Raw genomic sequence first — 21749 nt, forward strand, 5'->3', positions numbered from 1 at the left:
GAGAAGACCACCACCCGGGTGTCGGACTTCGGTCCGACCCCGATCTCCCGCAACTGCTCCAGCAGGGCGCCGAGCCCCCGCTCCCCTCTCCTCCTGGAGGCACAGGTGGCTCCCCCCGCCGAAGTGCTCGCCGTCCGCGGCCTGAGCAAGACCTTCCCCGGCGTCCGGGCCCTGGACGGCGTGGACCTCACCCTGCACGCCGGTGAGGTGCACGCCCTCATCGGCGAGAACGGCGCCGGCAAGTCGACCCTGATCAAGGTGCTGACGGGCGTCCACCGCGCCGATGCCGGCGCCATCACGTTCCTGGGCCGCCCGGTCTCCTTCGCCACACCGCTGGAGGCCCAGAACGCCGGCATCTCGACCATCTACCAGGAGGTCAACCTCATCCCGCTGATGAGCGTCGCCCGCAACCTGTACCTGGGGCGGGAGCCGCGCAACCGGCTCGGGCTGCTGGACTTCGGCCGCATGCACCGCGAGGCGGAGCGGACGCTGCGCGGGTACGGGGTGCGCGTCGACGTGCGGCAGCCGCTGCGCACCCTGGGCGTCGGCGCCCAGCAGATGGTCGCCCTGGCCCGGGCCGTGGCGGCCGACGCCCGCGTCGTCGTCATGGACGAGCCGACCTCCTCCCTGGAACCGCGCGAGGTGGAGACCCTGTTCTCGGTGATCCGGCGGCTGCGGGCCGACGGCATCGCGGTGATCTACGTCAGCCACCGGCTGGACGAGCTGTACGCGATGTGCGACACCGTGACGGTGCTGCGCGACGGCCGCCGGGTGCACTCCGGCCCGTTGGCCGAGCTGGACCGGCTGTCCCTGGTGTCCACCATGCTCGGCCGGGACCTGGGCGAGGTGCGCCGCGAGGGGCTGACCAAGTTCACCGGCGACCACCACGCGGCCGACGCGCAGCCGGTGCTGCGCGCGACCGGCCTGACGGTGCCGCACAAGCTGCACGGCGTGTCCCTGGACATCCGGCCCGGCGAGGTCGTCGGACTGGGCGGGCTGCTCGGCTCCGGCCGCACCGAGACCGCCAAGGCCGTCTCCGGCGCGCTGCCGCTGCAGTCGGGCCGGATCACCGTGGCCGGTGCCGCGCTGCGCGGCGGGTCCACCCCGGCCGCCATCCGGGCCGGCGTCAGCCTGCTGCCCGAGGACCGCAAGAGCGAGGGCATCGTGCCCGGTCTCTCGGTCCGCGAGAACATCGCGCTGGCGGCCCTGCCCCGGCTGTCCCGCTTCGGTCTGGTCTCCGAGGCGCGGGTGGACGCCGTCGTGGACACCTTCGTCGAACGGCTGCGCATCAAGGCCTCCTCCCCGCACCAGAAGGTGGGCGAGCTGTCCGGCGGCAACCAGCAGAAGGTGCTGCTGGCGCGCTGGCTGGCGATGAACCCGAAGGTCCTGCTGCTCGACGAGCCCACCCGGGGCATCGACGTCGGGGCCAAGGCCGAGGTGCAGAGACTCGTCGACGAACTCGCCGAGGACGGTCTCGGCGTCCTGCTCATCTCCTCCGATCTGGAGGAGCTCATCGAAGGGTCGGACCGCGTGGTCGTGCTGAAGGACGGCGCCGTGGTCGGCGAGCTGACCGGCGACGACGTCACCGAGGAGAAGCTGATGCGGACCATCGCCGAGACCGGCGCCGCCGTGCGGACGGCGGCCGTGCCCGGGGAGGTGGGCGCCGATGGCTGAGGCCACCTGGCGTACGGCCTCCTTCGACCGGGCGCGCCTGCTGCAGTGGATGCAGACGTACGGCGTGTACGCGGGGGTCGCCGTCCTCCTCGCCGTCAACACCGCGGTCACCCCGCACTTCGTGTCGGCGGAGAACTTCCGCACCCAGGCCGTGCAGGTGGCGCCGGTCGTCATCGTCGCGCTGGGCATGGCGCTCGCCATCGGCACCGAGGGCATCGACCTGTCGGTGGGCGCGGTGATGGCGCTCGCGGCGTCCGTGACGGCGCTCTACCTCGGCTACGGCCTGGTGCCGGCGCTGCTGATCGTGGCCTTGTTCGCCGCCGCGGTGGGACTGGCCAACGGCGCCCTGGTGGCGCTGGTCGGCGTGCAGCCCATCGTGGCGACGCTGGCGCTGATGGTGGGCGGCCGGGGCCTCGCCCTGGTGCTGCTGCCCCAGCTGAAGGACGTGCACAACGAGGCGCTCGCCGAGCTCGGTTCGGGGGACGTGCTGGGGGTGCCCCACCTCATACTGGTCGCCGCGGCGCTGGCGCTCCTGGTGGCGTTCGTGGTGCGGCGCACCACGTTCGGGCGGCAGCTGCTGGCCATCGGCGACAACCGGGCGGCCTCGCAGCTCGCCGGCCTGCCCGTGCGGCGGGTGCTGATCGTGGTGTACGTCGCCTGTGCCCTGCTGGCGGCGGTGGCGGGCGTGCTGGCCACCGCCCGGCTCCAGGCCAGCGACCCCACATCGCTGGGCAACCTGATGGAGCTGTCCGCGATCACCGCGGTGGTGGTCGGGGGCACCCCGCTCAGCGGCGGCCGGGTCAACATCGGCGGCACGGTGGCGGGCGCCGTCCTCATCCAGCTCCTCACCGCCACCCTCATCAAGCACGATCTGCCCCCGTCGTGGACCCAGATCGCGCAGGCAGTCGTGATCGTGCTCGCGGTGTACGCGGCACGGGGACGGGGGAAGCGATGACGGCGACGAAGCCGGACACGCCGGTGGAGTCCGCGCCCCGGGACGCCGTGGCCCCCGATCCGGTGGGCGGGGCCCGCTCCGAGCGGCTCAGCGCCCTGGTCCAGCAGCACGGGGCGCTCGCGGTGCTGGTGGCCGTGTCGATCGTGGCGTCCGCCGGCTTCGACTCCTTCGCCACCGTCGACAACCTGTCCAACATGGCGACGAGTTCGGCCTTCCTCGCCGTCGTCGCGCTCGGCATGACCTTCGTCATCGTCACGGGCGGGATCGACCTGTCGGTCGGTTCGCTGTTCGCCCTGGGCGGTGTGCTGGCCGCCTGGGGTTCCCGGTACGGCACGGCGGTGGCCCTGGCGCTGCCGCTCGCCGTGTGCGGGCTGATCGGCGTCGTCAACGGGCTGCTGATCGCCCGGGCCCGGCTCGCGCCGTTCATCGTCACCCTGGCGGCGATGCTCGCGGCGCGCGGCCTGCTGCTGTCGCTGACGGACGAGGGCGCCGAGACCTATCTGGTCGCCAAGGGCTCGTTCCTCGCCGAACTCGGCCAGGGCACGACCCTCGGGCTGGGCAATCCGGTGTGGATCACGCTGGCGCTGTTCGCGGCGGGCGCCGTGGTGCTGCGGCGCAGCCGGTTCGGGCAGCACGTGTACGCGATCGGCGGCAACGAGGACGCCGCCGCCCTCATGGGCGCCCCGGTGGCCCGTACGAAGATCCTCGTGTACGCGCTGTCCGGTCTGCTGGCCGGGCTCGCGGGCGCCCTCAACGCCGCCTGGCTCGCCTCCGGCGTCACCATCCTCGGCGGCGGCATGGAACTGGAGGCGATCTCCGCCGTGGTCATCGGCGGAACCCTGCTCACCGGCGGTCTCGGTCACGTCAGCGGCTCGCTGGTCGGCGTGCTGCTGCTCAAGGTCATCCAGAACGTCATCAACCAGATCGGCTCTCTCGACTCGTCCTACCAGCAGGTGGTCAGCGGCGCCTTCCTGGCCGTCGTGGTGATCGCCCAGACGTGGCTGGGCCGCAGGCGCCGGCTGCTGTAGCACCACGCAAGCGCATGTACTCCCCCCACCCCAAGGAGCCGCTGTGCGCAGTGTGTCCGTCCTCCGTTCGCTCGCCGGACGGCTCAGAGGGAAGGTGCGGCGGGCCACCGCCGCGTCCGTCCCTCTGGCCCTGGTGTGCGTGGCCGCCCTCACGGCCACGGACACCGCCGAGGCGGCCCCGGCCGCCTGGAGTCCGAAGCCCGCCCCCATGACCACCCCGTGGACCGACCGGGTCCCCGTCGACGCGCCGCTCCCCGAGTATCCGCGTCCCCAGCTCACCCGCCCCGACTGGGCCAACCTCAACGGCGTCTGGGACTTCGCCGTCACCCCGGCGGACGCCGGGCAGCCGGCCTCGTTCCCGGAACAGATCCGCGTCCCGTTCGTCGCGGAGTCCGCGCTCTCCGGCATCCAGCGCAAGATCACCCAGAACGACAGACTGTGGTACCGGCGCACCTTCACCGTTCCGTCCGCCTGGAACGGCCGCCGGGTGCAGCTGAACTTCGGCGCCAGCGACTGGCGTACGACGGTGTGGGTCAACGGCAGGCAGGCCGGGGCCGCCCACAGCGGCGGCTACGACTCCTTCTCCTACGACATCACCGGCCTGCTGACCGGCGGGACCAACACCCTCGTCGTCTCGGTGTGGGACCCCACGCAGACCGGCGGACAGGCCGTCGGCAAGCAGCGCATCAGCGACGTCGTCCCGCACCCGGGCGGCGGCATCTTCTACACGGCCGCGTCGGGCATCTGGCAGACGGTGTGGCTCGAACCCACCGCCGCGGCCCACATCACCCGCCTGGACCTGGTGCCCGACCTGAAGAGCGACTCCCTCAAGGTCACCGTGCGGGGCGAGGGCGCCGACGGCCAGAACGTGCGGGTCACGGTGTCGTCCGGCTCGACCACCGTCGGCAGCGGCACCGGACAGGTCGGCGGCGCCTTCTCCGTCGCAATCCCGCACCCGCACCTGTGGACCCCCGACGACCCCTTCCTGTACGACGTGCGGGCGGACCTGCTCTCCGGCGGCGCGACGGTGGACTCCGTGGGCAGCTACACCGGCATGCGCTCCATCGGCGTCGCCAGGGTCGGCGGTGTCCTGCGGCCCGTGCTGAACGGCGCCTTCGTCTTCCAGACCGGCACCCTGGACCAGGGCTACTGGCCGGACGGCATCTACACCGCGCCGACCGACGAGGCCCTCAGGTACGACCTGCAGAAGCACAAGGACCTGGGCTTCAACATGGTGCGCAAGCACATCAAGGTCGAGTCGCAGCGCTGGTTCTACTGGGCGGACAGGCTGGGCCTGCTCGTCTGGCAGGACATGCCGGCCATGGACACCCGCACCCCGGACGCGGCCGCGCGCACCCAGTGGGAGGCCGAGTACGACCGGATCATCGACCAGCACCGCAGCTCGCCGTCCCTGGTGATGTGGGTCGACCAGAACGAGGGCTGGGGCCAGTACGACCAGGCCCGCATCGCCGACCACGTCAAGTCCTACGACCCGTCCCGGCTCGTCGACAACATGAGCGGCGTCAACTGCTGCGGCGCGGTCGACGGCGGCAACGGGGACGTCCTCGACCACCACGTCTACGTCGGACCCGGCACCACCGTGCCCACGGCCACCCGCGCCGCCGTCCTCGGCGAGTACGGCGGGCTCGGCTACCGGGTGAGCGGCCACGAGTGGTACCCGGGCGGCGGTTTCAGCTACGAGGACCAGCCCACCCGGGCCCACCTCGACGACCGGCTGACCGGGCTGCTGGACTCGCTCCGGGAGGTGCGGATGCCGGCCGGGCTGTCCGCGTCCGTGTACACGGAGATCACCGACGTCGAGAACGAGTCGAACGGCCTGCTGACCTACGACCGCCAGGTGGTGAAGGTCGACGCCGCCCGGATCCGCGCCGCCAACCGGGCCCTGATCGACGCCTCGCGCCAGCCGGCGGCGCCCGTCTCCCTGCCCGCCGGCCAGTACCGGTCCCTGCGGGTGACCACACCCGGCTTCACCGACCGCTACATCCGGCACAAGGACGGAGCCGTCTACACGGAGGTCGTCGGCGCGAACAGCGACGGCCTGCTGAAGAACGACGCCACCTGGAAGATCGTGCCGGGGCTCGCCGACGGTTCGTGCTACTCCTTCGAGTCGCGGAACTACCCGGGCCAGTACCTGCGCCACCGCGACTACCGCGTGTACAAGGAAGCGGGCAGCGGGGACCTGTTCAGGACCGACGCCACCTTCTGCGCGGTGCGCGGCGCCGACGGCGGCGTGCGGCTCTCCGCCGCCGGCTTCCCCGAGCAGTACCTGCGTCACTACAACGCCGAACTGTGGCTGGCGACTCCGGGCGGCACCCACGCCTGGGACAGCCCGGCGCACTTCGCCGAGGACACCACCTGGGCCGTCGAAGCCCCCTGGGCGCCGTAGGCCCGGCCGTCCGGGGCACGTCGGCGCCGGCCGCGGCCGTGCCCCGGACCGGTCCCCCGCCTCCGAGGCGGCACGGCGGCGACGGCCGCCGCGGCCTCGGAGGCGGGCGCAGGAGCGCCTAGAAGGGGGTGAGGGTCAGGCGGATGCCGGTCGGCGCCGTGTCCTGGATGTACGAGGCGAAGTCGGCCACGTCGTCGAAGGCGAAGCCGTACGCCTTGCCGTCCTCGTTGACCGTGTGCATGGCCTTGGCGTAGTGGTTGGTGATCGCGCCCTGGTAGAAGGAGCCGGCGCCGGTCGTCGGCTGCGCCGCGGAGGAGATCAGGGTGGAGCGGTTGAAGCCGGCGCCGAGGACGGCGGCGACGGGGCCGGTCGTGCCGTCGTTGGGCGCGGCGAGGGCTCCGTCGCAGAAGAGCACGTCGCGGGTGGACGGCTTGGCGAAGGAGACCTGGCCGGGGCCGTCGAAGGTGAGCTTGCCGCCGCGCACCCGGCCGGTGAAGGTCCCGGCGTTGGTGGTGACCTTGAGGTCCTTGCCGGTGTAGGTGCTCCACACCTCGTCGATGTACGGGGCGAAGTAGTCCTTCGGGAACAGTCCGGCGTCCAGGCCGTGGCCGGGGGCGATGACGCGCGTGTCGTCGACCACGAGCCGCGAGAACTCCGGGACCTGCTTGACGGCGGCGAACGCGGCGGCCCGGCCTCCGGCGCGCACCGTGCCGGTCGTCTGGTCCTTGGCGCCGGTCAGCCGGATGCTGAGCGGCACGCTGAACATGTCGACCATCGTGGTGTTGCAGAACATGCCGGAGGCGTTGTAGGTGAACTCGGCGCAGTCGTGGATCACCGCGAAGTTGGGGTCCGACGACACCCAGCCGGCCGGGTACTGCAGGGCCGCGTTCCCGGCTCCGTCGGTGACCGCCTTGAACTTCAGCTTCTTGCCGAGCGACACGTAGATCCGGCCGGACATGTACGGCAGGGTTATCCGGGTCTCGCCCCCCGACAGGGTGATCGCGTAGTCGGTGAAGCCGTCGGCGCCGTTGTCGGACAGGGCGATCGGCGCCAGCTTGCCGTCGGGGGTGAGCCGCACCTGCCGGCCGTCCTGGTTGCCGACGACGTACACGTGGACGTTGGCGTTGTCGAAGGCGCCGCTGTTGTTGACGATCGTCAGCGGCAGCGCGCCGGCCGCCTTGACCGAGTTGCCGTCGCCGGCCGGACCCGCGAGGGCGTGCGGGGCCACCGCCGCGACGACGGGAGCGGCCACCGCGGCCCCGCCGAGAGCGAAGAGGAACTTGCGGCGGCCGAGGTTGCGCTGGTGACGGGGTGTCATGGGGAGTGTCTCCTGCCGTGCTTGTGGGGGGGTCGTGCCGGCCCACGGGTGGGAGCGCTCTCAGGTGGCGCTTGCGACCCGCTGGGGAGCCTGATGTTACGTACGCGACGACCCCCGGACAACAAATCCGTTTCGCCCTCAACTAGCGCCTGACCTGCGGATATTGAGGTCCGGGGGTCAGTGACCATGAACGCTTAACCCGTATTTAAGGGCCCCTTAAGCCGGGCGGCCGGCGGCGCGTGTCTCGAAACCGGCGCTCACGGGCCGACGCGGGGTGAAGGTCCGGCAGCGAGAGCGTGCACAGCTCTGGACAGCCGTCCCGGGACCGTGCTGTCATGCCCATTGCCGCCTCCTTCCAACGTTGTACAAGACGCGCAACGAGCCACAGCTCACCGATTCGAGGAGACACGTGCGCCCCAGCAGAATCCGACCACGACTGGCCATGCTGCTCACCGCGGCCCTCGGCATCACCGGTCTCGCCGCGGCGCCGTCCGCGACGGCCGCCGGCCCCGCCGAGGAGCCCCACGGCCTCAAGGGCGAGTACTACACCCAGTCCGCCCCGGGAGCCTTCGACTTCCACGACCTGAAGGCGACCGCCTTCGACCCGGACATCGACTTCGGCAACCTCGAACCCCGGCTCCAGTCCGCCACCGGACGGAACGACGACGTGAGCGTCCGGTGGACCGGCAAGGTCGTCCCGGAGCGAACGGGCCCCACCACCTTCTCGATGACCGGCGACAACGGCTTTCGGCTGTGGGTCGACGGGAAGCTCGCCATCGACCACTGGGTCGACGACTGGGACAGGAAACAGACCTCGCAGCCGGTCGAGCTGACGGCCGGCACGGCCTACGACATCAAGGTCGAGTACTTCGAGCACTTCGGCGGCTCCAACCTCCATCTGCGCTGGACCGAGCCGGGACAGGCCGAGGAGGCGATCCCCTCCTCCGCGTTCCGCCTGCCCGACGGCTTCGACTACGACGGCGCCCTCGCCGCGACCGTGCTCAGGGACGGCCGCACGCTCAGGCTGGACTTCGCACAGACGCTCGCGGCGCCGCCGGCCGGCCTCACCGAGCACATCGACGCCGTCGTCGGCGGCGCCAAGTGGCCGCTCGGCGCGGCCGCGCTCGACCCGGCCGACCCCAGCTCCCTCCTCGTGGCGCTGAAGGAACCCGTCGTCGGCAACAGGACCGGCACCGCGCCCGGGCTCGCCGACGTCCACTACGACGGCAAGGGCGGCCTCACCTCCCGGGAGGGCAAGGCCGTCGGCGCGTTCTTCGGCAGCGGCCCCAACCACTCCACGTACGAGCTGCGCACCAGGTGGGCGGACGAGGTGTCCGCGCGCAACGCCCACCCCGAGTACCCCCGCCCCCAGCTCACCCGGGACGCCTGGCGGAACCTGAACGGCACCTGGCAGTTCGCCGCCGCCGAACCCGGCGAGCAGCCCCCGGTCGGCAAGCGGCTCGACGAGCGGATCCTCGTCCCCTACCCCGTCGAGTCCCAGCTGTCGGGGATCGAGCGGCACGAGGACCGCATGTGGTACCGGCGCACCTTCACCGTCCCGGCCGACTGGAAGATCGGCTCGGGCAAGCGGCTGCAGCTGAACTTCGGCGCCGTCGACTGGCAGGCCGAGGTGTACGTCAACGGCACCCGGGTCGCCGGGCACAAGGGCGGCTACGACAAGTTCAGCGCCGACATCACCAGGGCCCTCAAGCCCGGCCGCACCCAGGAGCTGATCGTCGGCGTCTACGACCCGACCGACGCCCCCGGCGGGGAGAACCCGCCGGCCGGCAAGCAGCGCACCGACCCCAGCGGCATCTGGTACACCCCCTCCTCCGGCATCTGGCAGACCGTCTGGATGGAGCCGGTCGCGGCCGACCACGTCGACACCCTCCGGCTCGTCCCGGACGTCGCCAAGGGCACGGTCACCGTCGAGCCGCAGGGCGTGCGGGCCGGCCTCCCGGTGCGGGCCACGGCGTACGCCGGTCACCGCGTGGTCGCCACGGCCGCCGGCCGCAGCGGTGCGCCCCTCACCCTGAAGATCCGCAACCCGCGCCTGTGGTCGCCCGACGACCCCTTCCTGTACGACCTGAAGGTGAGCGTCGGCGGCGACCGCGTGGGCAGCTACTTCGGGATGCGCTCCATCGCCGTCCAGAAGGTGAACGGCGTGCCGCGCACCGTCCTCAACGGCGAGCCCGTCTTCATGATGGCCACGCTCGACCAGGGCTTCTGGCCGGACGGCCTGCACACCGCGCCCACCGACGAGGCCCTCGCCCACGACCTGAAGATGCACAAGAAGATGGGCTTCAACGCGGTCCGCAAGCACATCAAGGTGGAGCCCGACCGCTGGTTCTACTGGGCCGACCGGCTCGGTCTGCTGGTCTGGCAGGACATGCCGGCGATGAGCAGGGTGCCCGACAGCGCCGCCCAGCGCGCCCAGTACGAGCACGAGATGAAGCAGATGATCGACGAGCACATCAGCAGCCCGTCGGTCGTCATGTGGGTCACCTTCAACGAGGGCTGGGGCCAGTACGACATGGCCCGCATCGCCGACCAGGCCAAGTCCTGGGACCCGACGCGGCTGGTCAACAGCATGTCGGGGCTCAACCTCGGCGCGGACGGCGGCACCGGGGACATCATGGACGAGCACGGCTACCCGAGCCCCGCGCTGCCGCCGCACCCCGACGGCAGGCGCGCCCTGGTCAGCGGCGAGTACGGCGGCCTCGGCCTCGCGGTGCCCGGCCACGCCTGGTCGGTGCAGCAGTCGTACGTCGACGTCGACCCGGCGCGGTACACCGACGACTACCTGGCCAAGCTCGCCGAGGTGCACGCCCTGGCCTGCAAGGGCGGCAACGGCGCCGTCTACACCCAGATCTCGGACGTCGAGGGCGAGCTCAACGGCCTGCTGACCTACGACCGCGCGATCGTCAAACCCGACGTCGAACGGCTCAAGGCCGCCCAGGACGCACTGATCGACGACGCGTCACGGGCCGTCCCGGCCGGCTGCCCGGCCTCCTGACGGCCGCACCGCACCGGCTCCGGCGCGGTCCGGCCCCCGCCCGCCCGCTCCGCCCCGCGGAGCGGGCGGGCGGCGCCGCACCGCGCCGGTCCCCTGCCCCGGCCGCGCCCCGCACCGCACCTCCCCGGAACAGGAGCACCCGCATGCCCGTCAGCAGACGCGCCCTCCTCGGCGCCGGCGCCCTCTCCCTCGGCACCGCGGCCCTGGGCGGCCCCCTGGCCCGGACCGCCTCGGCGGCGCCCCGGCCCACGGCCGGCGCCCTCGTCCCGGACCGGTTCCTGAGGCTCCCCCCGGGCAGCGTCACCGCCCGCGGCTGGCTCGCCGGCCAGCTCAGGCTGCAGCTCGACGGCCTGTGCGGCCGGTACGAGGCCGTCTCCCACTTCCTCGACTTCCGGGCCAGCGGCTGGGTGCACCCGGAGCACGGCGCGTGGGAGGAGGTGCCGTACTGGCTGCGCGGCTACGTCCCGCTGGCGATCGCCACCGGTGACGAGCACGCCCTGCGGCGCTCGCGCGAGTGGATCGACGCGATCCTGGCCACCCGGCAGAGCGACGGCTTCTTCGGGCCGCGGGCCCTGCGCACCTCGCTGAACGGCGGTCCGGACTTCTGGCCCTTCCTGCCGCTGCTGCAGGCGCTGCGCACCCACGAGGAGTACACGCACGACGAACGGATCGTGCCCTTCGTCACCGCCTTCCTGCGCTACATGCACGCCCAGGGGCCGGGCGCCTTCGACACCGGCTGGGTCTCCTACCGCTGGGGCGACGGCATCGACGTCGCCGTGTGGCTGTACCGCCGTACCGGGGAGCCCTTCCTGCTGGACCTGGCCGCCAGGATGCACACCCTGGGCGCGGACTGGACGGGGGCCACCCCCACCCGGCACAACGTCAACATCGCCCAGGGTTTCCGCGAGCCGGCCCAGTACGCGCAGCTGACCGGCTCGGCGGAGCCGACCGAGGCCACCTACCGCGCCTACGAGAGCGTCATGCGCGCCTACGGGCAGTTCCCCGGCGGCGGCATGGCCGGCGACGAGAACTACCGGCCCGGCTTCGGCGATCCCCGTCAGGGGTTCGAGACCTGCGGGATCGTCGAGTTCATGGCCAGCCACGAGCTGCTCACCAGGATCACCGGCGATCCGGTGTGGGCGGACCGCTGCGAGGAACTGGCGTTCAACCTGCTGCCCGCCGCCCTCGACCCGCAGGGCAGGGGGGTGCACTACATCACCAGCGCCAACAGCGTCGACCTGGACGACCGGCCCAAGACCTGCGGGCAGTTCCAGAACGGCTTCGCCATGCAGTCCTACCAGCCGGGCGTCGACCAGTACCGGTGCTGTCCGCACAACTACGGCATGGGCTGGCCGTACTTCACCGAGGAGCTGTGGCTCGGCACCCCCGACCGGGGTCTGGCCGCCGCGATGTACGCGCCGAGCACGGTCCGCGCCCGCGTCGGCACGGGAACGACGGTGACGATCACCGAGGAGACCGGTTACCCCTTCACCGAGGACGTCACGCTCACCGTGGCCACCCCGCGGCCGGTCCGCTTCCCGCTCCGCCTGCGCGTCCCGGGCTGGTGCGGCGACCCCGTGCTGCGCGTCAACGGCGGGCCGGCGCCGGCCGCGGTGCAGGCCGGCCCCTCCTGGACGACGGTGGAGCGGACCTGGCGCCACGGGGACGTCCTCACGCTGCGGCTGCCGCAGCGCACCGTCCTGCGCCGCTGGCCCGCCCAGCACGACGCCGTCAGCGTCCAGCACGGCCCTCTCGCCTACTCCCTGGAGATCGGCGAGAGGTACGACCGCTACGCGGGCGACGACGCCTTCCCCCACTACGAGGTGCACGCCACCTCGCCCTGGAACTACGGCCTGGTGCCCGCGCCGCGCCTGTCCTTCGCGCGCGCCGCGGGGCCCGTGCCGGACAACCCCTTCACCCACGCCACGGTGCCCGTGCGCATCACCGCGCAGGCCCGCCGGATCGACGAGTGGACGGCCGACGCGGAACACGTCGTCGCGCCGCTCCAGGACGGCCCCGCCCGCAGCGACGCCCCGGTCGAGGAGGTCACGCTGATCCCCATGGGCGCCGCGCGGCTGCGGATCACGTCCTTCCCCACCGCTTCGCCCGACGGCCGGCCCTGGACCCCCGAGCCGCCCTACCGGCGCATCCTCAACAAGCACAGCGGCAAGGTGCTGGCCGTCGACGGCATGTCCACCGAGAACAGCGCGCACGTGGTCCAGTACGACGACACCGGCACGGCCGACCACGCCTGGCAGCTCGTGGACAAGGGCGACGGCTGGTTCCTGATCCGCAACGGCAACAGCGGCAAGGTGCTGGGGGTCGACGGCATGTCCGGGGCCGACAGCGCGCACGCCGTGCAGTACGAGGACAACGGCACCGACGACCACCTGTGGGCCCTGGTGGACGGCGGGGACGGCTGGTACCGCGTCCGCAACAAGCACAGCGGCAAGGTGCTGGGAGTCGACGGCATGTCGACCGCGAACAGCGCGCACGTCGTCCAGTTCGCCGACAACGGCACCGACGACCACCTGTGGCGGCTGCTGTGACGGCGGCCGCGGCGCCGGGCGCCGCTCAGGCGGAGTCCCGCACCACCAGTTCCGGGTCGAAGACGACGCAGGCCGGTTCGGTGCGCTCGCCGCGGATGTGCTCGTCGAGCAGGCATGCCATCCGCGCCGCCATGCGCTCCACGGGCTGGCGGATCGTGGTCAGCGACGGGCGGCAGGCCGCCGCGACGCCGGAGTCGTCGAAGCCGACGACGGCCACGTCGCCGGGCACCCGCCTGCCGTGTTCCCGCAGCACCTGGCAGGCGCCCTGGGCCATGAGGTCGTTGGCGGCGAAGACGCCGTCCACCTCGGGGTGGGCGGCGAGCAGCCGCGTCATGGCCGTGACCCCGCTGTCGAAGGTGAAGCCGCCTTCCTCGACGGGCGGGTCCGGGCGGCCGTGACGGGCCAGTGCGTCGCGGAAGCCGGCCAGCCGTTCCCGGCTTGCGCCGACGTCGAGCGGCCCGGCCACGGTGGCCGGTCTGCGGCAGCCGCGCGCCAGCAGGTGTTCCGCCGCGAGCCGGCCGCCGTCCCGGTGGTCGAGGTCCACGCAGCTGAGTGGCACCGGACGGGCCGGGCGGGCGAACAGGACGGCGGGCAGACGCCGTTCGGCCAGCAGGGCGGGCAGGGGGTCGTCGGCGTGCGTGGAGACGACGAGCGCGCCGTCGGCGCGGCCCTGCCGCAGGCAGGTGAGGATCTCCTGCCGGTCCTCGGCCGACTCGGCGAACATCAGCACCGGGTGAACCGAGCGGGGACGCAGGTGGTCGACGACCCCGGCGACCACCCGCCCGAAGAAGGGGTCCGCGAAGACGCGGGCCGCGAAGGCCTGGTGCTCGGCCGGGTCCGGGCCCGCCCCGGACACCACCAGGGCGACGGCCTCGGCGCGCCGGGTCACGAGGGAGCGGGCGGCCCGGTTGGGTGCGTAGCCCGTCTGCTCGATCGCCCGGCGCACGAGTTCCCGCAGGGCGGGGTCCACGTTGCGGACCCCGTTGACGACCCGGGAGACGGTCGCCCGGGACACTCCCGCTTCCCGGGCGACGTCCTCCAGGGTGGGCGCTCGTCTGGTCATGCCCGCACCCTAAGGGACACCGGCCGCCCGCCATAGAGCGCTCTCCGGCTCCGGGGCGGGGAGCCGCCCGGCCGGCCGCCCCATCCGTCGCCGTGCCGCGCGGTCAGTCGTAGACGCCGAACTCGTACAGCGAGTAGCCGTAACCGGTGCCGCGCGCCGTGCCGTTGACGCGGACGTACCGGCCGGTCCCGGTGACGTCGAAGTCGTCGACGCCTCCGTCGCCGTTCGCCACGGTGCGGACGGTCTGCCAGTTCTGGCCGTCGTCGGAGGTCTGGACGGTGTACGCCTTGGCGTAGGAGGTCTCCCACACCAGTTGCACGTGCCGGAAGGCGGTGCGTGCTCCGAGGTCCACCCGTATCCACTGGGGGTCGCTCCAGTCGCTGGCCCAGCGGGTGGTGGGCTTGCCGTCCACCGCGTTCGCCGCCGGGCAGGGGCAGTCGCCGTAGCTCTGCTGGAAGGAGGACGCGACGGCCGGCCTGCCGAGCGCGAGGTCGGTGCCGCCGACCGCGGGCGGCACGACCCTGACCGAGCGGGTCTCCACGCCGACGTTGCCGTGGCCGTCGGTCGCCTTGACGTACACCTTCCAGACGCCGGGCCGGTCGGGCGCCGTGACCTTCAGCCGCCCGGCGCCCGGACTGGTGAACGGCAGGGAGACGAGTTGCTTGCCGCCGTCGAGGTAGTTGCTGTTGACGAGGACCTCGTAGGTGATCGGGTCGCCGTCGGGATCGGCGGCCCGCACGTCGAGGACCAGGTCGCGGCCGGCCTGCACGGCGTCCGCGCCGCCCTCGACGGACAGGCCGGAGACGACGGGCGGGGTGTCGTCGTGCGCGGTGTCGCCGCCGTAGGCCCGCTTGACCGCGTAGTACGACAGCCGTTTCTGGCCGGCGGGCAGCAGGTTGAACCAGATGCCGCCGAAGTCGTACTCGGTGCCGTAGTGGAACATCGTGGCGCCGAGGGCGACGCCCCTGTGCGCGGTGACGCAGCCCCACGCCCTGGTGTATCCGTCGGCCTTGGCCTGGTCGGACGGCTCCTGCGGCACACCGTTGGCGTCGTCGGGCACCTCCCACTCCCCCGCCGGCCCCGTCTCGGTGACGATGTAGGGCTTGGTGTACCCCCCTTGCTCCCACGCGGCCCTGACGTCGCAGACGCCGTTGTAGGAGTTGACCGCGTACAGGTCGAGGGCCGGTGCGTTCCGCTTGTAGTACGGCCAGGCGCCCACCCAGGCGTCGGTGGAGGTGACGGGGTGGTCGGGGTCGACGGCGTGGATCTTCCTGGCGATCTCGTCGACCAGGGTCGTGTAGGCGTCGCGCTGGCGTTCCAGCTCGGCGCCGCCGTAGCAGTTCTGCAGACCGAGCACGGACTCGTTGCCGACGTCCCACATGAGGACGCCGGGGTGGTCCTTGTAGGTCTGCACCCACTGGGGGATTTCGGTGAGCACCTGGCTGCGGTACGCCGTGTCCGCGACGTAGTCGACGCAGCCCCCGGAGCCGGGGCCGCCGCCGGGCTGGAGCCAGAAACCGGCGACGACCTTGATGCCGTGGGCCGCGGCCGAGTCGAACAGCGGCTTGCTGGAGGCGTCGGTGCCCCAGGTGCGGACGGTGTTGACACCCATCGACCGCAGGTCGGGCATGTACCTGTCGGCGTCGGCGACGGACGGCCCCCAGGTGAGGCCCTTGATCTGGTAGGGCCGTCCGTCGACGGTGAGCTGCCAGTCGCCCTGGCCGCCGGTCACCTTGACGACACTGCCGGCGGCGTGCGCCGAGGCGGCCGGCAGTGCTGTCAGGGCGCCGGCCGTCAGGAGAGCGGCGGACAACTGGGCCGGAAGACGGCGGGCACGGGTGCGTGGTGGGGGCATGGCGGTCCTCTGCGGTGGGGGGAGGGCGGGCGGCCCGGCCGCGGCGGGGCGTGCGTGCGGCCGGGCCGCCCGGTCGGGGGCGGGGGTGGCGGGGCGAGGATCAGGGAAGCCGGTAGTCCGCGTTCAGGGCCGCTCCCGCCTCGGGGTGCGTCTGGTCCCAGCCGCGCGCGTCGCACTGCAGTCCGCCGACGATGCAGTGGTCGACCAGTGCCTTGAGGGTGGCGTCGTCCCAGGCGTTGAAGAAGTCGTAGTGGAAGCTGTGGCCCGGCCCGCTGGCGAGGGCGACCTGCGACATGTCGCCGTTGACGGGGAAGGCCATCTTGAACTCGACCATCGGCAGCGCCACCGGGTGGTCGGCGGGGCAGATGTTGTCGTTGGTGCCGGCCTTGACCACGGGGTAGGCCATGTGGCTCTTGTGGTCGGGCGTGTCGAGGTACCTGCCGTCCCAGCAGCTGGGCGCCTGGAAACGGATGTTGAGCTGCACGTCGGCGCGGTTCGGGCAGGTCGCCGGGATCTCGGTGTTGAAGTAGCTGTCCCCGCATTCCCAGCCCTCGACGAAACCGGGGTGGCGGCGGAACTCGTCCGCCGTCTGCGTCGGGGTGCCCACCACGAACCGCAGCCCCTTGGGGAAGGGACGCACGCTGGTGTAGTCGGTGACGCCGGCCTTGTAGTAGATCGTCTGGGGGCCGACCGGGAGCACCGGCTTGCCCGCCTTGCTCAGGGTGGGCATCCAGTACCCGGACAGGTCACCGGGCGCCTTGCACGTGGTGCGGCCCGCGCCGAGCGAGGCCGTCGTGCTGTTCGCGTCGGTGGTGGTGTTGCCCATGAACGTGTGGTCGTGGGACTTGCCCGGCTGCTGCGGGTACACGATCGGGTCGTCGGGGGCGGTGTGCGTGACCGAGCAGTTGGCCTGGAACTCGTGGAAGTAGCGGTGCGGCGGGTTCTGGGGGGCCGGCACGCCGGTGACCGGCGGGTTCGCCGGGATGTAGCCGTCACCGTCCGGGTCCTCCGGCGAGGACGCGGTGGACGCCGCCATGAGATGGGCCGAGTGGGCCGCCGGTAACGCGGCGGTCGCGGGGGCCGGCGCGCCGGCACGCGCGGCGACGGCGCCCAGACCGAGCGAGGTGAGCAGCAGGGCGCTCGCGATCAGCGTTCCCGGGAGGATCTTCGATCTCCGTGGCATGGAGACCTCCTGGACATGGGGGGCGGTGGAGGTCGTACGGCACCGGTTCCTGATGGAGCGTCGGGACACCGGGGGCGGGAGAGCGCTCTCCCGCTCACGGAGTGTCCGCGCGGCGGCAAGGGGGCGTCAAGGGGCCCGGCGGCAGAAAGCGGGGACGGCCGCGGCCCGGGCCCCCGTGCCTGCCCGGCCGGGCGAGTGCCCGCCCCGTGCCGCCGCGCCCACCGGGCGTGCGGGGGCGGCGGCCGGAGGCGGCCGCTCGCCCGGCGGCTGTCCTCGGTCTCCTACGGGAGGCTGTCCGCGGGGCTCTTTCCGGCGGCGGTCCTTCCGGCGGCGGTCCTCAGGACTCTTCCAGGCGGCGGACGTCGTCCTCGTCCCACGTGCTGGTGTCGCGGGGCTGCGTGTACGGCTCCGCCTCGGGCGGGTGGCCGCCGGCGATGGCCCGCTGCCGCACCGTCTCCGCGTCGAACTCCAGGCCCAGCAGGATGGCCAGGTTGCTGATCCACAGCCAGACCAGGAAGACGATGACGCCGGCCATCGTCCCGTACGTCTTGTTGTACGACGCGAAGTGGGCGACGTAGAACGCGAACCCGGCGGAGGCGATCATCCAGATCAGCAGCGCCAGGAAGCTGCCCGGGGTGATCCAGCGGAAGCCCTTCACCTTGGCGTTGGGGCTCGCCCAGTAGAGGATCGCGATCATCATCGTGACCAGCAGCACCAGTACGGGCCACTTGGCGATGCCCCACACCGCCAGGGCCGTGTCGCCGACCCCGAGCGCCTGCCCGGCCTGGTGGGCCAGACCGCCGGTGAACACCACGATGAGGGCGCTGGCGACCGCCAGCACCATCAGCACCACGGTGACCCCGATGCGCACCGGCAGGATCTTCCACACCGGGCGTCCCTCCGGCATGTCGTAGACGGCGTTGGCGGCGCGGATGAAGCCGGCCACGTACCCGGACGCGGACCACACCGCCAGCACGATGCCGACGACCGCCATGAGCGAGCCCGTGCCCGCGTTGCCCTGCAGCTGCTCCACCGCGCGGGTGATGATGTCCCGGGTGGAGCCGGGGGTCAGCTGCTTGACGTTGCTCAGCAGCTTGTCGATGGTCGCCTTGCCGGTGATGCCCAGCAGCGACACCAGCACGAGCAGCGCCGGGAACAGGGAGAGCACGCTGTAGTACGTCAGGGCCGCCGCCCGGTCGGTCAGCTCGTCGTCCTTGAACTCCTTCAGGCTGCCCTTGAACACCGCCACCCAGCCCTGCTTCGGAAGGCCCGTCGGCCCGTCCGGCGCGGCCTCCTCCACCTCCCGGCTGGGACCGGTCTCCTCCGGCGCCGGCACCTCGGGGGCCGCGGATGCGCCGCCGTCGTCGTCTTTTCGCCCTGGTAGATGAAGCTTCGCCATACCGCTCGGGTAACCCCGCTCCGCCGCCTCACGCCCCCCCGCACACCGGCGGCGCACGGACACGGCCTCCGGCCGGCCCCGGCCGGCGGGCGCGGATCAGGCCACGCGGGAGGACCGCGGAGCGGCGTGCGACCGGGTGGCGGTCCGCTGCCTGCCGCCCTGGATCAGGCGCAGGTGCCGGCCGCCGGCGTGCCGGGGCCGTTTCGGCGAGCGCGACAGCCAGTCCTCGACACGGTCCATGCCGTACAGCAGGACTCCCACGACCGGCAGCAGAAGGCACGCAACGATGACCACGGCTCGGGCTCCCTCCCGGCAGACAGCCGTGGCCGGGTGCCCGCGCTGCCGCGTCGGTCACCGGGTGCCCGTGTGAACATGCTGTGCCGTTCCGGAGGATGATCCGCGGCGCCGGATCGCGGGCGCCCACGGCGGCGGGCCGGCGAGCGGGGCGGCCCGCGGGGCGGGAACGGGCCCGCGCGAAGGCCGGGTGCGCGGCGCCGTCGCGGGCCGGCCCGTCACCGGCCGGGGGCGAGCGGGGTGGGCGGGCGGGGGCGAGCGGGGTGGGCGGCCGGGGGCCGGCCGGGCTGGTCCGGGCTGGTCCGATCGGAGCAGTCGCCCTCGCGGCGCGGCGCATCACCGGCCACGGTGGGGAGAGCGCGCCGGCCGCACGCCGGCGCCCGATCCCTCTCCCCCTGCCGAGGAGCGTTCATGTCCGAACGGAACACGATGCTGCGCAGTTTGCACGATCTCGGATTGGCTGCCTGGTTCGGCGGCTCGCTGATGGGCGCGGTCGGCCTGAACGCCGCCGCCCGCGACGAGGGCGGAACGTCGACGACCACGGAGCGGATCTCCAGCAGCGGCTGGGCCAAGTGGACGCCGGTCAACGCCGCGGCGATCGCGGCCCACCTGGTGGGCGGCAGCGGTCTCCTCGCCGTGAACGCCCCGCGGGTCAGCGCCCAGCAGGGCGTGGGCGCCTCCACCCTCGCCAAGACCGTCCTGACCGGCGCGGCCCTCGCGGCCACCGCCTACAGCCGGGTGCTCGGCAAGAGGATCGAGCTGGCCGCCTCCTCGGATCCCAAGGACGCGGAGAAGGCCGGGAAGCACCCCGTCGACGCCGACAAGGCCCGGCGGCAGCTGTCGTACATGCAGTGGGCCGTCCCCGCCCTGACCGGCGGCATCGTCATCCTCAACGCCCTGCACGGCGAGCAGCAGCGGCCCGAGGAGCAGGCCCGGGGCGTGTGGCAGCGCGCCCGTTCCTTCACCCCCCACATGCCCTCCGGAGCGGACTGGCACCTGACCCACTAGCCCGTCCGCCGCCACGGCCGGGCGGCCCGCGCGGCCGTGGCGGTACGGGGGTGCAGGGCGCCGGGGGTCCTGGCGTCCCGTCCGCTACGACGGTCCGGGGCCATCGCGCAGGATGTCCGCCGTGATGTCGGCGAGCGACCTGCCGCTGCGGAAGGCTTCGGCGCGCATGACGGCGAGCGCGTCCTCGCCGGTGAGCCCCCTGCGGGCCACCAGGGCGCCGATGGCGCGCGCGGTGTCGAACCAGTGGGCGCGCACGACCTCTTCCGGCTCCCAGGACGGGGCCCGCGTCCCGGTGATGATCATGTCGCGGGTCGGGACCAGCGCGGTCGCCACCGCGTCGGCCACCTCGGCCGCCTGCTCCAGGTCCTCCTTGCCGAGCGCGTGCGGGCGCAGCGCCAGCACGTCGGCCGTGCCGAGGACGTAGTCGCCGAAGAAGACGGGGAGCGCGTACACCGACCGCACCTGCGGCAGCCTCTCGCGCATGGTGGCTCCGAAGAGGGTCCAGGGAGTCAGCTCCTCGTGCAGGTCGTCGACGCCCACGGCCTCCCCGCTGTGCGCCGCGCTGATGCAGGGGCCCTCCAGCACCGTGAACTGGATCTCCTCCAGGACCAGCGCCTCGTCGCCGGACGCCGCCAGCAGTTGACGTGCGGGGGTGTCGGTGAGCAGCGACAGGGTGGCGCCGTCCATGCCGAGCCCTTCGCACACCGCCGCGCACACCCGGCGGGGCAGCTCCGTCACGGGTGCGTCCGCCGCGGCCTGCGCGACCATCCGGGCGGCCTTCGCGACTCCGCTCGTCATACGGCCCTCCGCTGCGCTGCCTCGGGCCGGGCCGGCCGCGGGTCCCGGGCCGCGCGGCCGGGTGAGGGGGCCGGCCGCCGGTGCCGCCGTGCCGGGGTGTCCTGATGTGGGCGCATACCGGCGGAGTACCCCGCCGGGCGGCGGTGACGCCGCCCCCTGTCCCGCGTTCCGCTCGCTGCGCGCCGGTAGCCGGTCCGCGCGGCGGGTACTCGGGCTTCCGTCCACCCGTGAAGGAGCCCGAGATGTCTGAGCCGAACGACCAGGACCTGAGCCATCCGCTGGAACAGGTCACCGGTGAACGCGACGTCCACCCGGAGGAGGACCCGGACCAGCAGCAGAACGAGGAGGCGGCGGCCGGGACCGGCGCCGGCGAGCAGCAGGCGGCCGGCGAGCCCGCCGACGGGGACACGGCCTGACGCGGCCGGCGCGCCGCAGAAGCCCGCTCCTGCTCCTCGACTCCCCCGGGATCGGGCCGGGCTCTTTACCTCCGGAGAACCCGCACTTTATATTCGGGCGAGATGTTGTCAATCGCCCGATTTGCGTATGGGTGCGGGGTGGGTGATCCGCGCCCGCGCACGACGGTGTCGCGAGGAGGCTCCGTGACCGTCACTCGTATCCCCCGATCCCCCGCCCGGGCGTCCCGGCGTTCCGCCGCCGTCGCGTCGCCGGCATGAACTGGCGCGGACGTGCGGCGTGCCGCAACGAGGACCCCGAGCTGTTCTTCCCCATCGGCGACACCGGCCCGGCGGCGCAGCAGACGGAGAAGGCGCTGGCCGTGTGCCGCAGCTGCCCCGTCCTCGCGCCGTGCCGGACCTGGGCGCTCACCCACGGCGAGACCGACGGCATATGGGGTGCGACCACGGCGGCGGAGCGCCGGTCCCTGCGCCGCCGGATCGATCCCGCGGGCGCGCGGGCCGGGCCGTAGAACCTGCCGAGCCCGCAGGGCCGGCCGTCCGGGTGCACCGCGACCCGGGAGCGAGAGGCACTGCGGCAGGACGGCTGGTGCGTAGGCCTCGTCCGCGGTGATCCACTTGGCGGGCAGGCCGGCGGCCAGGCAGCGGCGGACGATGTCCCGGGCCGGTTCTCCCTTGGTCGCGAAGCCGCGTTCGTCGGGTATCTTCGCCGCCCGGCAGCGGTCACGATCGGACGTCCGGGGCCGCAGCGATCGACGGGCGGGCAGGTGAGCCGGCGCCGCATGAGGT

At 73.0% G+C, this 21749-nt stretch carries 16 protein-coding genes and 1 pseudogene; 9 read left to right on the forward strand and 8 right to left on the reverse strand.

From position 1 onward, the window contains the following. Positions 1-105 precede the first annotated feature (105 nt). The 4 genes from ABZ261_RS18985 to ABZ261_RS19000 all read left to right on the forward strand — a co-directional run bounded on the left by ABZ261_RS18985 (position 106) and on the right by ABZ261_RS19000 (position 6064). Positions 106-1674 (forward strand): sugar ABC transporter ATP-binding protein, encoded by a 1569-nt coding sequence (locus ABZ261_RS18985; protein WP_356860723.1) that lies wholly within the window; start codon positions 106-108, stop codon positions 1672-1674. Continuing rightward, positions 1667-2629, forward strand: a complete 963-nt coding sequence (locus ABZ261_RS18990; protein ID WP_356860540.1) for an ABC transporter permease — start codon at positions 1667-1669, stop codon at positions 2627-2629. Before ABZ261_RS18985 ends, ABZ261_RS18990 begins: the two co-directional genes overlap by 8 nt. Beyond that, positions 2626-3657, forward strand: a complete 1032-nt coding sequence (locus ABZ261_RS18995) for an ABC transporter permease (RefSeq protein WP_356860542.1) — start codon at positions 2626-2628, stop codon at positions 3655-3657. The genes ABZ261_RS18990 and ABZ261_RS18995 overlap by 4 nt, the downstream gene beginning before the upstream one ends. Positions 3658-3790: 133 nt before the next feature. Continuing rightward, positions 3791-6064 carry an AbfB domain-containing protein gene (locus ABZ261_RS19000; protein ID WP_356860725.1) on the forward strand — a complete coding sequence of 758 codons (2274 nt, stop codon included), beginning with the start codon at positions 3791-3793 and terminating at the stop codon, positions 6062-6064. Positions 6065-6182: 118 nt separating this feature from the next. Here ABZ261_RS19000 and ABZ261_RS19005 read toward each other — a convergent pair whose 3' ends face one another. Next, a complete protein-coding gene (locus ABZ261_RS19005) occupies positions 6183-7382 on the reverse strand; it encodes a beta-1,3-glucanase family protein (RefSeq protein ID WP_356860544.1) in 1200 nt (399 codons plus the stop codon). A 409-nt stretch (positions 7383-7791) separates the two neighbouring features. Between ABZ261_RS19005 and ABZ261_RS19010 the strand changes: the two genes are divergently transcribed. Both ABZ261_RS19010 and ABZ261_RS19015 read left to right on the forward strand, forming a co-directional pair. Then, positions 7792-10398, forward strand: coding sequence for a PA14 domain-containing protein (locus ABZ261_RS19010; RefSeq protein ID WP_356860546.1), 2607 nt, complete (start codon positions 7792-7794; stop codon positions 10396-10398). Between the two features lie 143 nt (positions 10399-10541). Then, positions 10542-12947 carry an RICIN domain-containing protein gene (locus ABZ261_RS19015; protein ID WP_356860548.1) on the forward strand — a complete coding sequence of 802 codons (2406 nt, stop codon included), beginning with the start codon at positions 10542-10544 and terminating at the stop codon, positions 12945-12947. A 25-nt stretch (positions 12948-12972) separates the two neighbouring features. Here ABZ261_RS19015 and ABZ261_RS19020 read toward each other — a convergent pair whose 3' ends face one another. The 5 genes from ABZ261_RS19020 to ABZ261_RS19040 form a co-directional block, all read right to left on the reverse strand. Continuing rightward, positions 12973-14010 (reverse strand): LacI family DNA-binding transcriptional regulator, encoded by a 1038-nt coding sequence (locus tag ABZ261_RS19020; RefSeq protein ID WP_356860550.1) that lies wholly within the window; start codon positions 14008-14010, stop codon positions 12973-12975. 103 nt (positions 14011-14113) lie between these two features. Further along, positions 14114-15865 (reverse strand): discoidin domain-containing protein, encoded by a 1752-nt coding sequence (locus tag ABZ261_RS19025; RefSeq protein ID WP_356860552.1) that lies wholly within the window; start codon positions 15863-15865, stop codon positions 14114-14116. A 100-nt stretch (positions 15866-15965) separates the two neighbouring features. Next, positions 15966-17048: a DUF1996 domain-containing protein gene (locus ABZ261_RS19030; protein ID WP_356860554.1), complete on the reverse strand. Its 1083-nt coding sequence runs from the start codon at positions 17046-17048 to the stop codon at positions 15966-15968. Positions 17049-17385: 337 nt separating this feature from the next. Continuing rightward, the gene (locus tag ABZ261_RS19035; RefSeq protein WP_356860556.1) at positions 17386-18447 is read right to left on the reverse strand and encodes a YihY/virulence factor BrkB family protein; all 1062 of its coding nucleotides are present in this window, start codon (positions 18445-18447) and stop codon (positions 17386-17388) included. Positions 18448-18543: 96 nt separating this feature from the next. Further along, on the reverse strand, positions 18544-18741 hold the full coding sequence (locus tag ABZ261_RS19040; protein WP_356860558.1) for a hypothetical protein: 198 nt from the start codon (positions 18739-18741) through the stop codon (positions 18544-18546). A 411-nt stretch (positions 18742-19152) separates the two neighbouring features. Between ABZ261_RS19040 and ABZ261_RS19045 the strand changes: the two genes are divergently transcribed. Beyond that, the gene (locus tag ABZ261_RS19045; protein ID WP_356860560.1) at positions 19153-19749 is read left to right on the forward strand and encodes a hypothetical protein; all 597 of its coding nucleotides are present in this window, start codon (positions 19153-19155) and stop codon (positions 19747-19749) included. 84 nt (positions 19750-19833) lie between these two features. Here ABZ261_RS19045 and ABZ261_RS19050 read toward each other — a convergent pair whose 3' ends face one another. Continuing rightward, positions 19834-20547 carry a GAF and ANTAR domain-containing protein gene (locus tag ABZ261_RS19050; RefSeq protein WP_356860562.1) on the reverse strand — a complete coding sequence of 238 codons (714 nt, stop codon included), beginning with the start codon at positions 20545-20547 and terminating at the stop codon, positions 19834-19836. Between the two features lie 242 nt (positions 20548-20789). Between ABZ261_RS19050 and ABZ261_RS19055 the strand changes: the two genes are divergently transcribed. Beyond that, positions 20790-20963 carry a hypothetical protein gene (locus ABZ261_RS19055; protein WP_356860564.1) on the forward strand — a complete coding sequence of 58 codons (174 nt, stop codon included), beginning with the start codon at positions 20790-20792 and terminating at the stop codon, positions 20961-20963. 254 nt (positions 20964-21217) lie between these two features. Beyond that, positions 21218-21472 carry a WhiB family transcriptional regulator gene (locus tag ABZ261_RS19060; RefSeq protein ID WP_356860566.1) on the forward strand — a complete coding sequence of 85 codons (255 nt, stop codon included), beginning with the start codon at positions 21218-21220 and terminating at the stop codon, positions 21470-21472. A gap of 81 nt (positions 21473-21553) precedes the next feature. On the opposite strand, the pseudogene ABZ261_RS19065 reads toward ABZ261_RS19060, so the two are convergent. Beyond that, positions 21554-21697, reverse strand: a pseudogene (locus ABZ261_RS19065) (transposase); the annotation flags it as partial. Between the last annotated feature and the right edge of the window lie 52 nt (positions 21698-21749).

Source organism: Streptomyces sp. NPDC006193 (assembly GCF_040613915.1).
GTDB lineage: Bacteria > Actinomycetota > Actinomycetes > Streptomycetales > Streptomycetaceae > Streptomyces.

Coding starts and splice junctions, on each gene's coding strand:
- ABZ261_RS19015 (WP_356860548.1), top strand. CDS start 10,542: ATGCCCGTCAGCAGACGCGCCCTCCTCGGCGCCGGCGCCCTCTCCCTC.
- ABZ261_RS19030 (WP_356860554.1), bottom strand. CDS start 17,048: ATGCCACGGAGATCGAAGATCCTCCCGGGAACGCTGATCGCGAGCGCC.
- ABZ261_RS19060 (WP_356860566.1), top strand. CDS start 21,218: ATGAACTGGCGCGGACGTGCGGCGTGCCGCAACGAGGACCCCGAGCTG.
- ABZ261_RS19005 (WP_356860544.1), bottom strand. CDS start 7,382: ATGACACCCCGTCACCAGCGCAACCTCGGCCGCCGCAAGTTCCTCTTC.
- ABZ261_RS18995 (WP_356860542.1), top strand. CDS start 2,626: ATGACGGCGACGAAGCCGGACACGCCGGTGGAGTCCGCGCCCCGGGAC.
- ABZ261_RS19050 (WP_356860562.1), bottom strand. CDS start 20,547: ATGACGAGCGGAGTCGCGAAGGCCGCCCGGATGGTCGCGCAGGCCGCG.
- ABZ261_RS19020 (WP_356860550.1), bottom strand. CDS start 14,010: ATGACCAGACGAGCGCCCACCCTGGAGGACGTCGCCCGGGAAGCGGGA.
- ABZ261_RS19025 (WP_356860552.1), bottom strand. CDS start 15,865: ATGCCCCCACCACGCACCCGTGCCCGCCGTCTTCCGGCCCAGTTGTCC.
- ABZ261_RS19045 (WP_356860560.1), top strand. CDS start 19,153: ATGTCCGAACGGAACACGATGCTGCGCAGTTTGCACGATCTCGGATTG.
- ABZ261_RS19035 (WP_356860556.1), bottom strand. CDS start 18,447: ATGGCGAAGCTTCATCTACCAGGGCGAAAAGACGACGACGGCGGCGCA.
- ABZ261_RS19055 (WP_356860564.1), top strand. CDS start 20,790: ATGTCTGAGCCGAACGACCAGGACCTGAGCCATCCGCTGGAACAGGTC.
- ABZ261_RS18990 (WP_356860540.1), top strand. CDS start 1,667: ATGGCTGAGGCCACCTGGCGTACGGCCTCCTTCGACCGGGCGCGCCTG.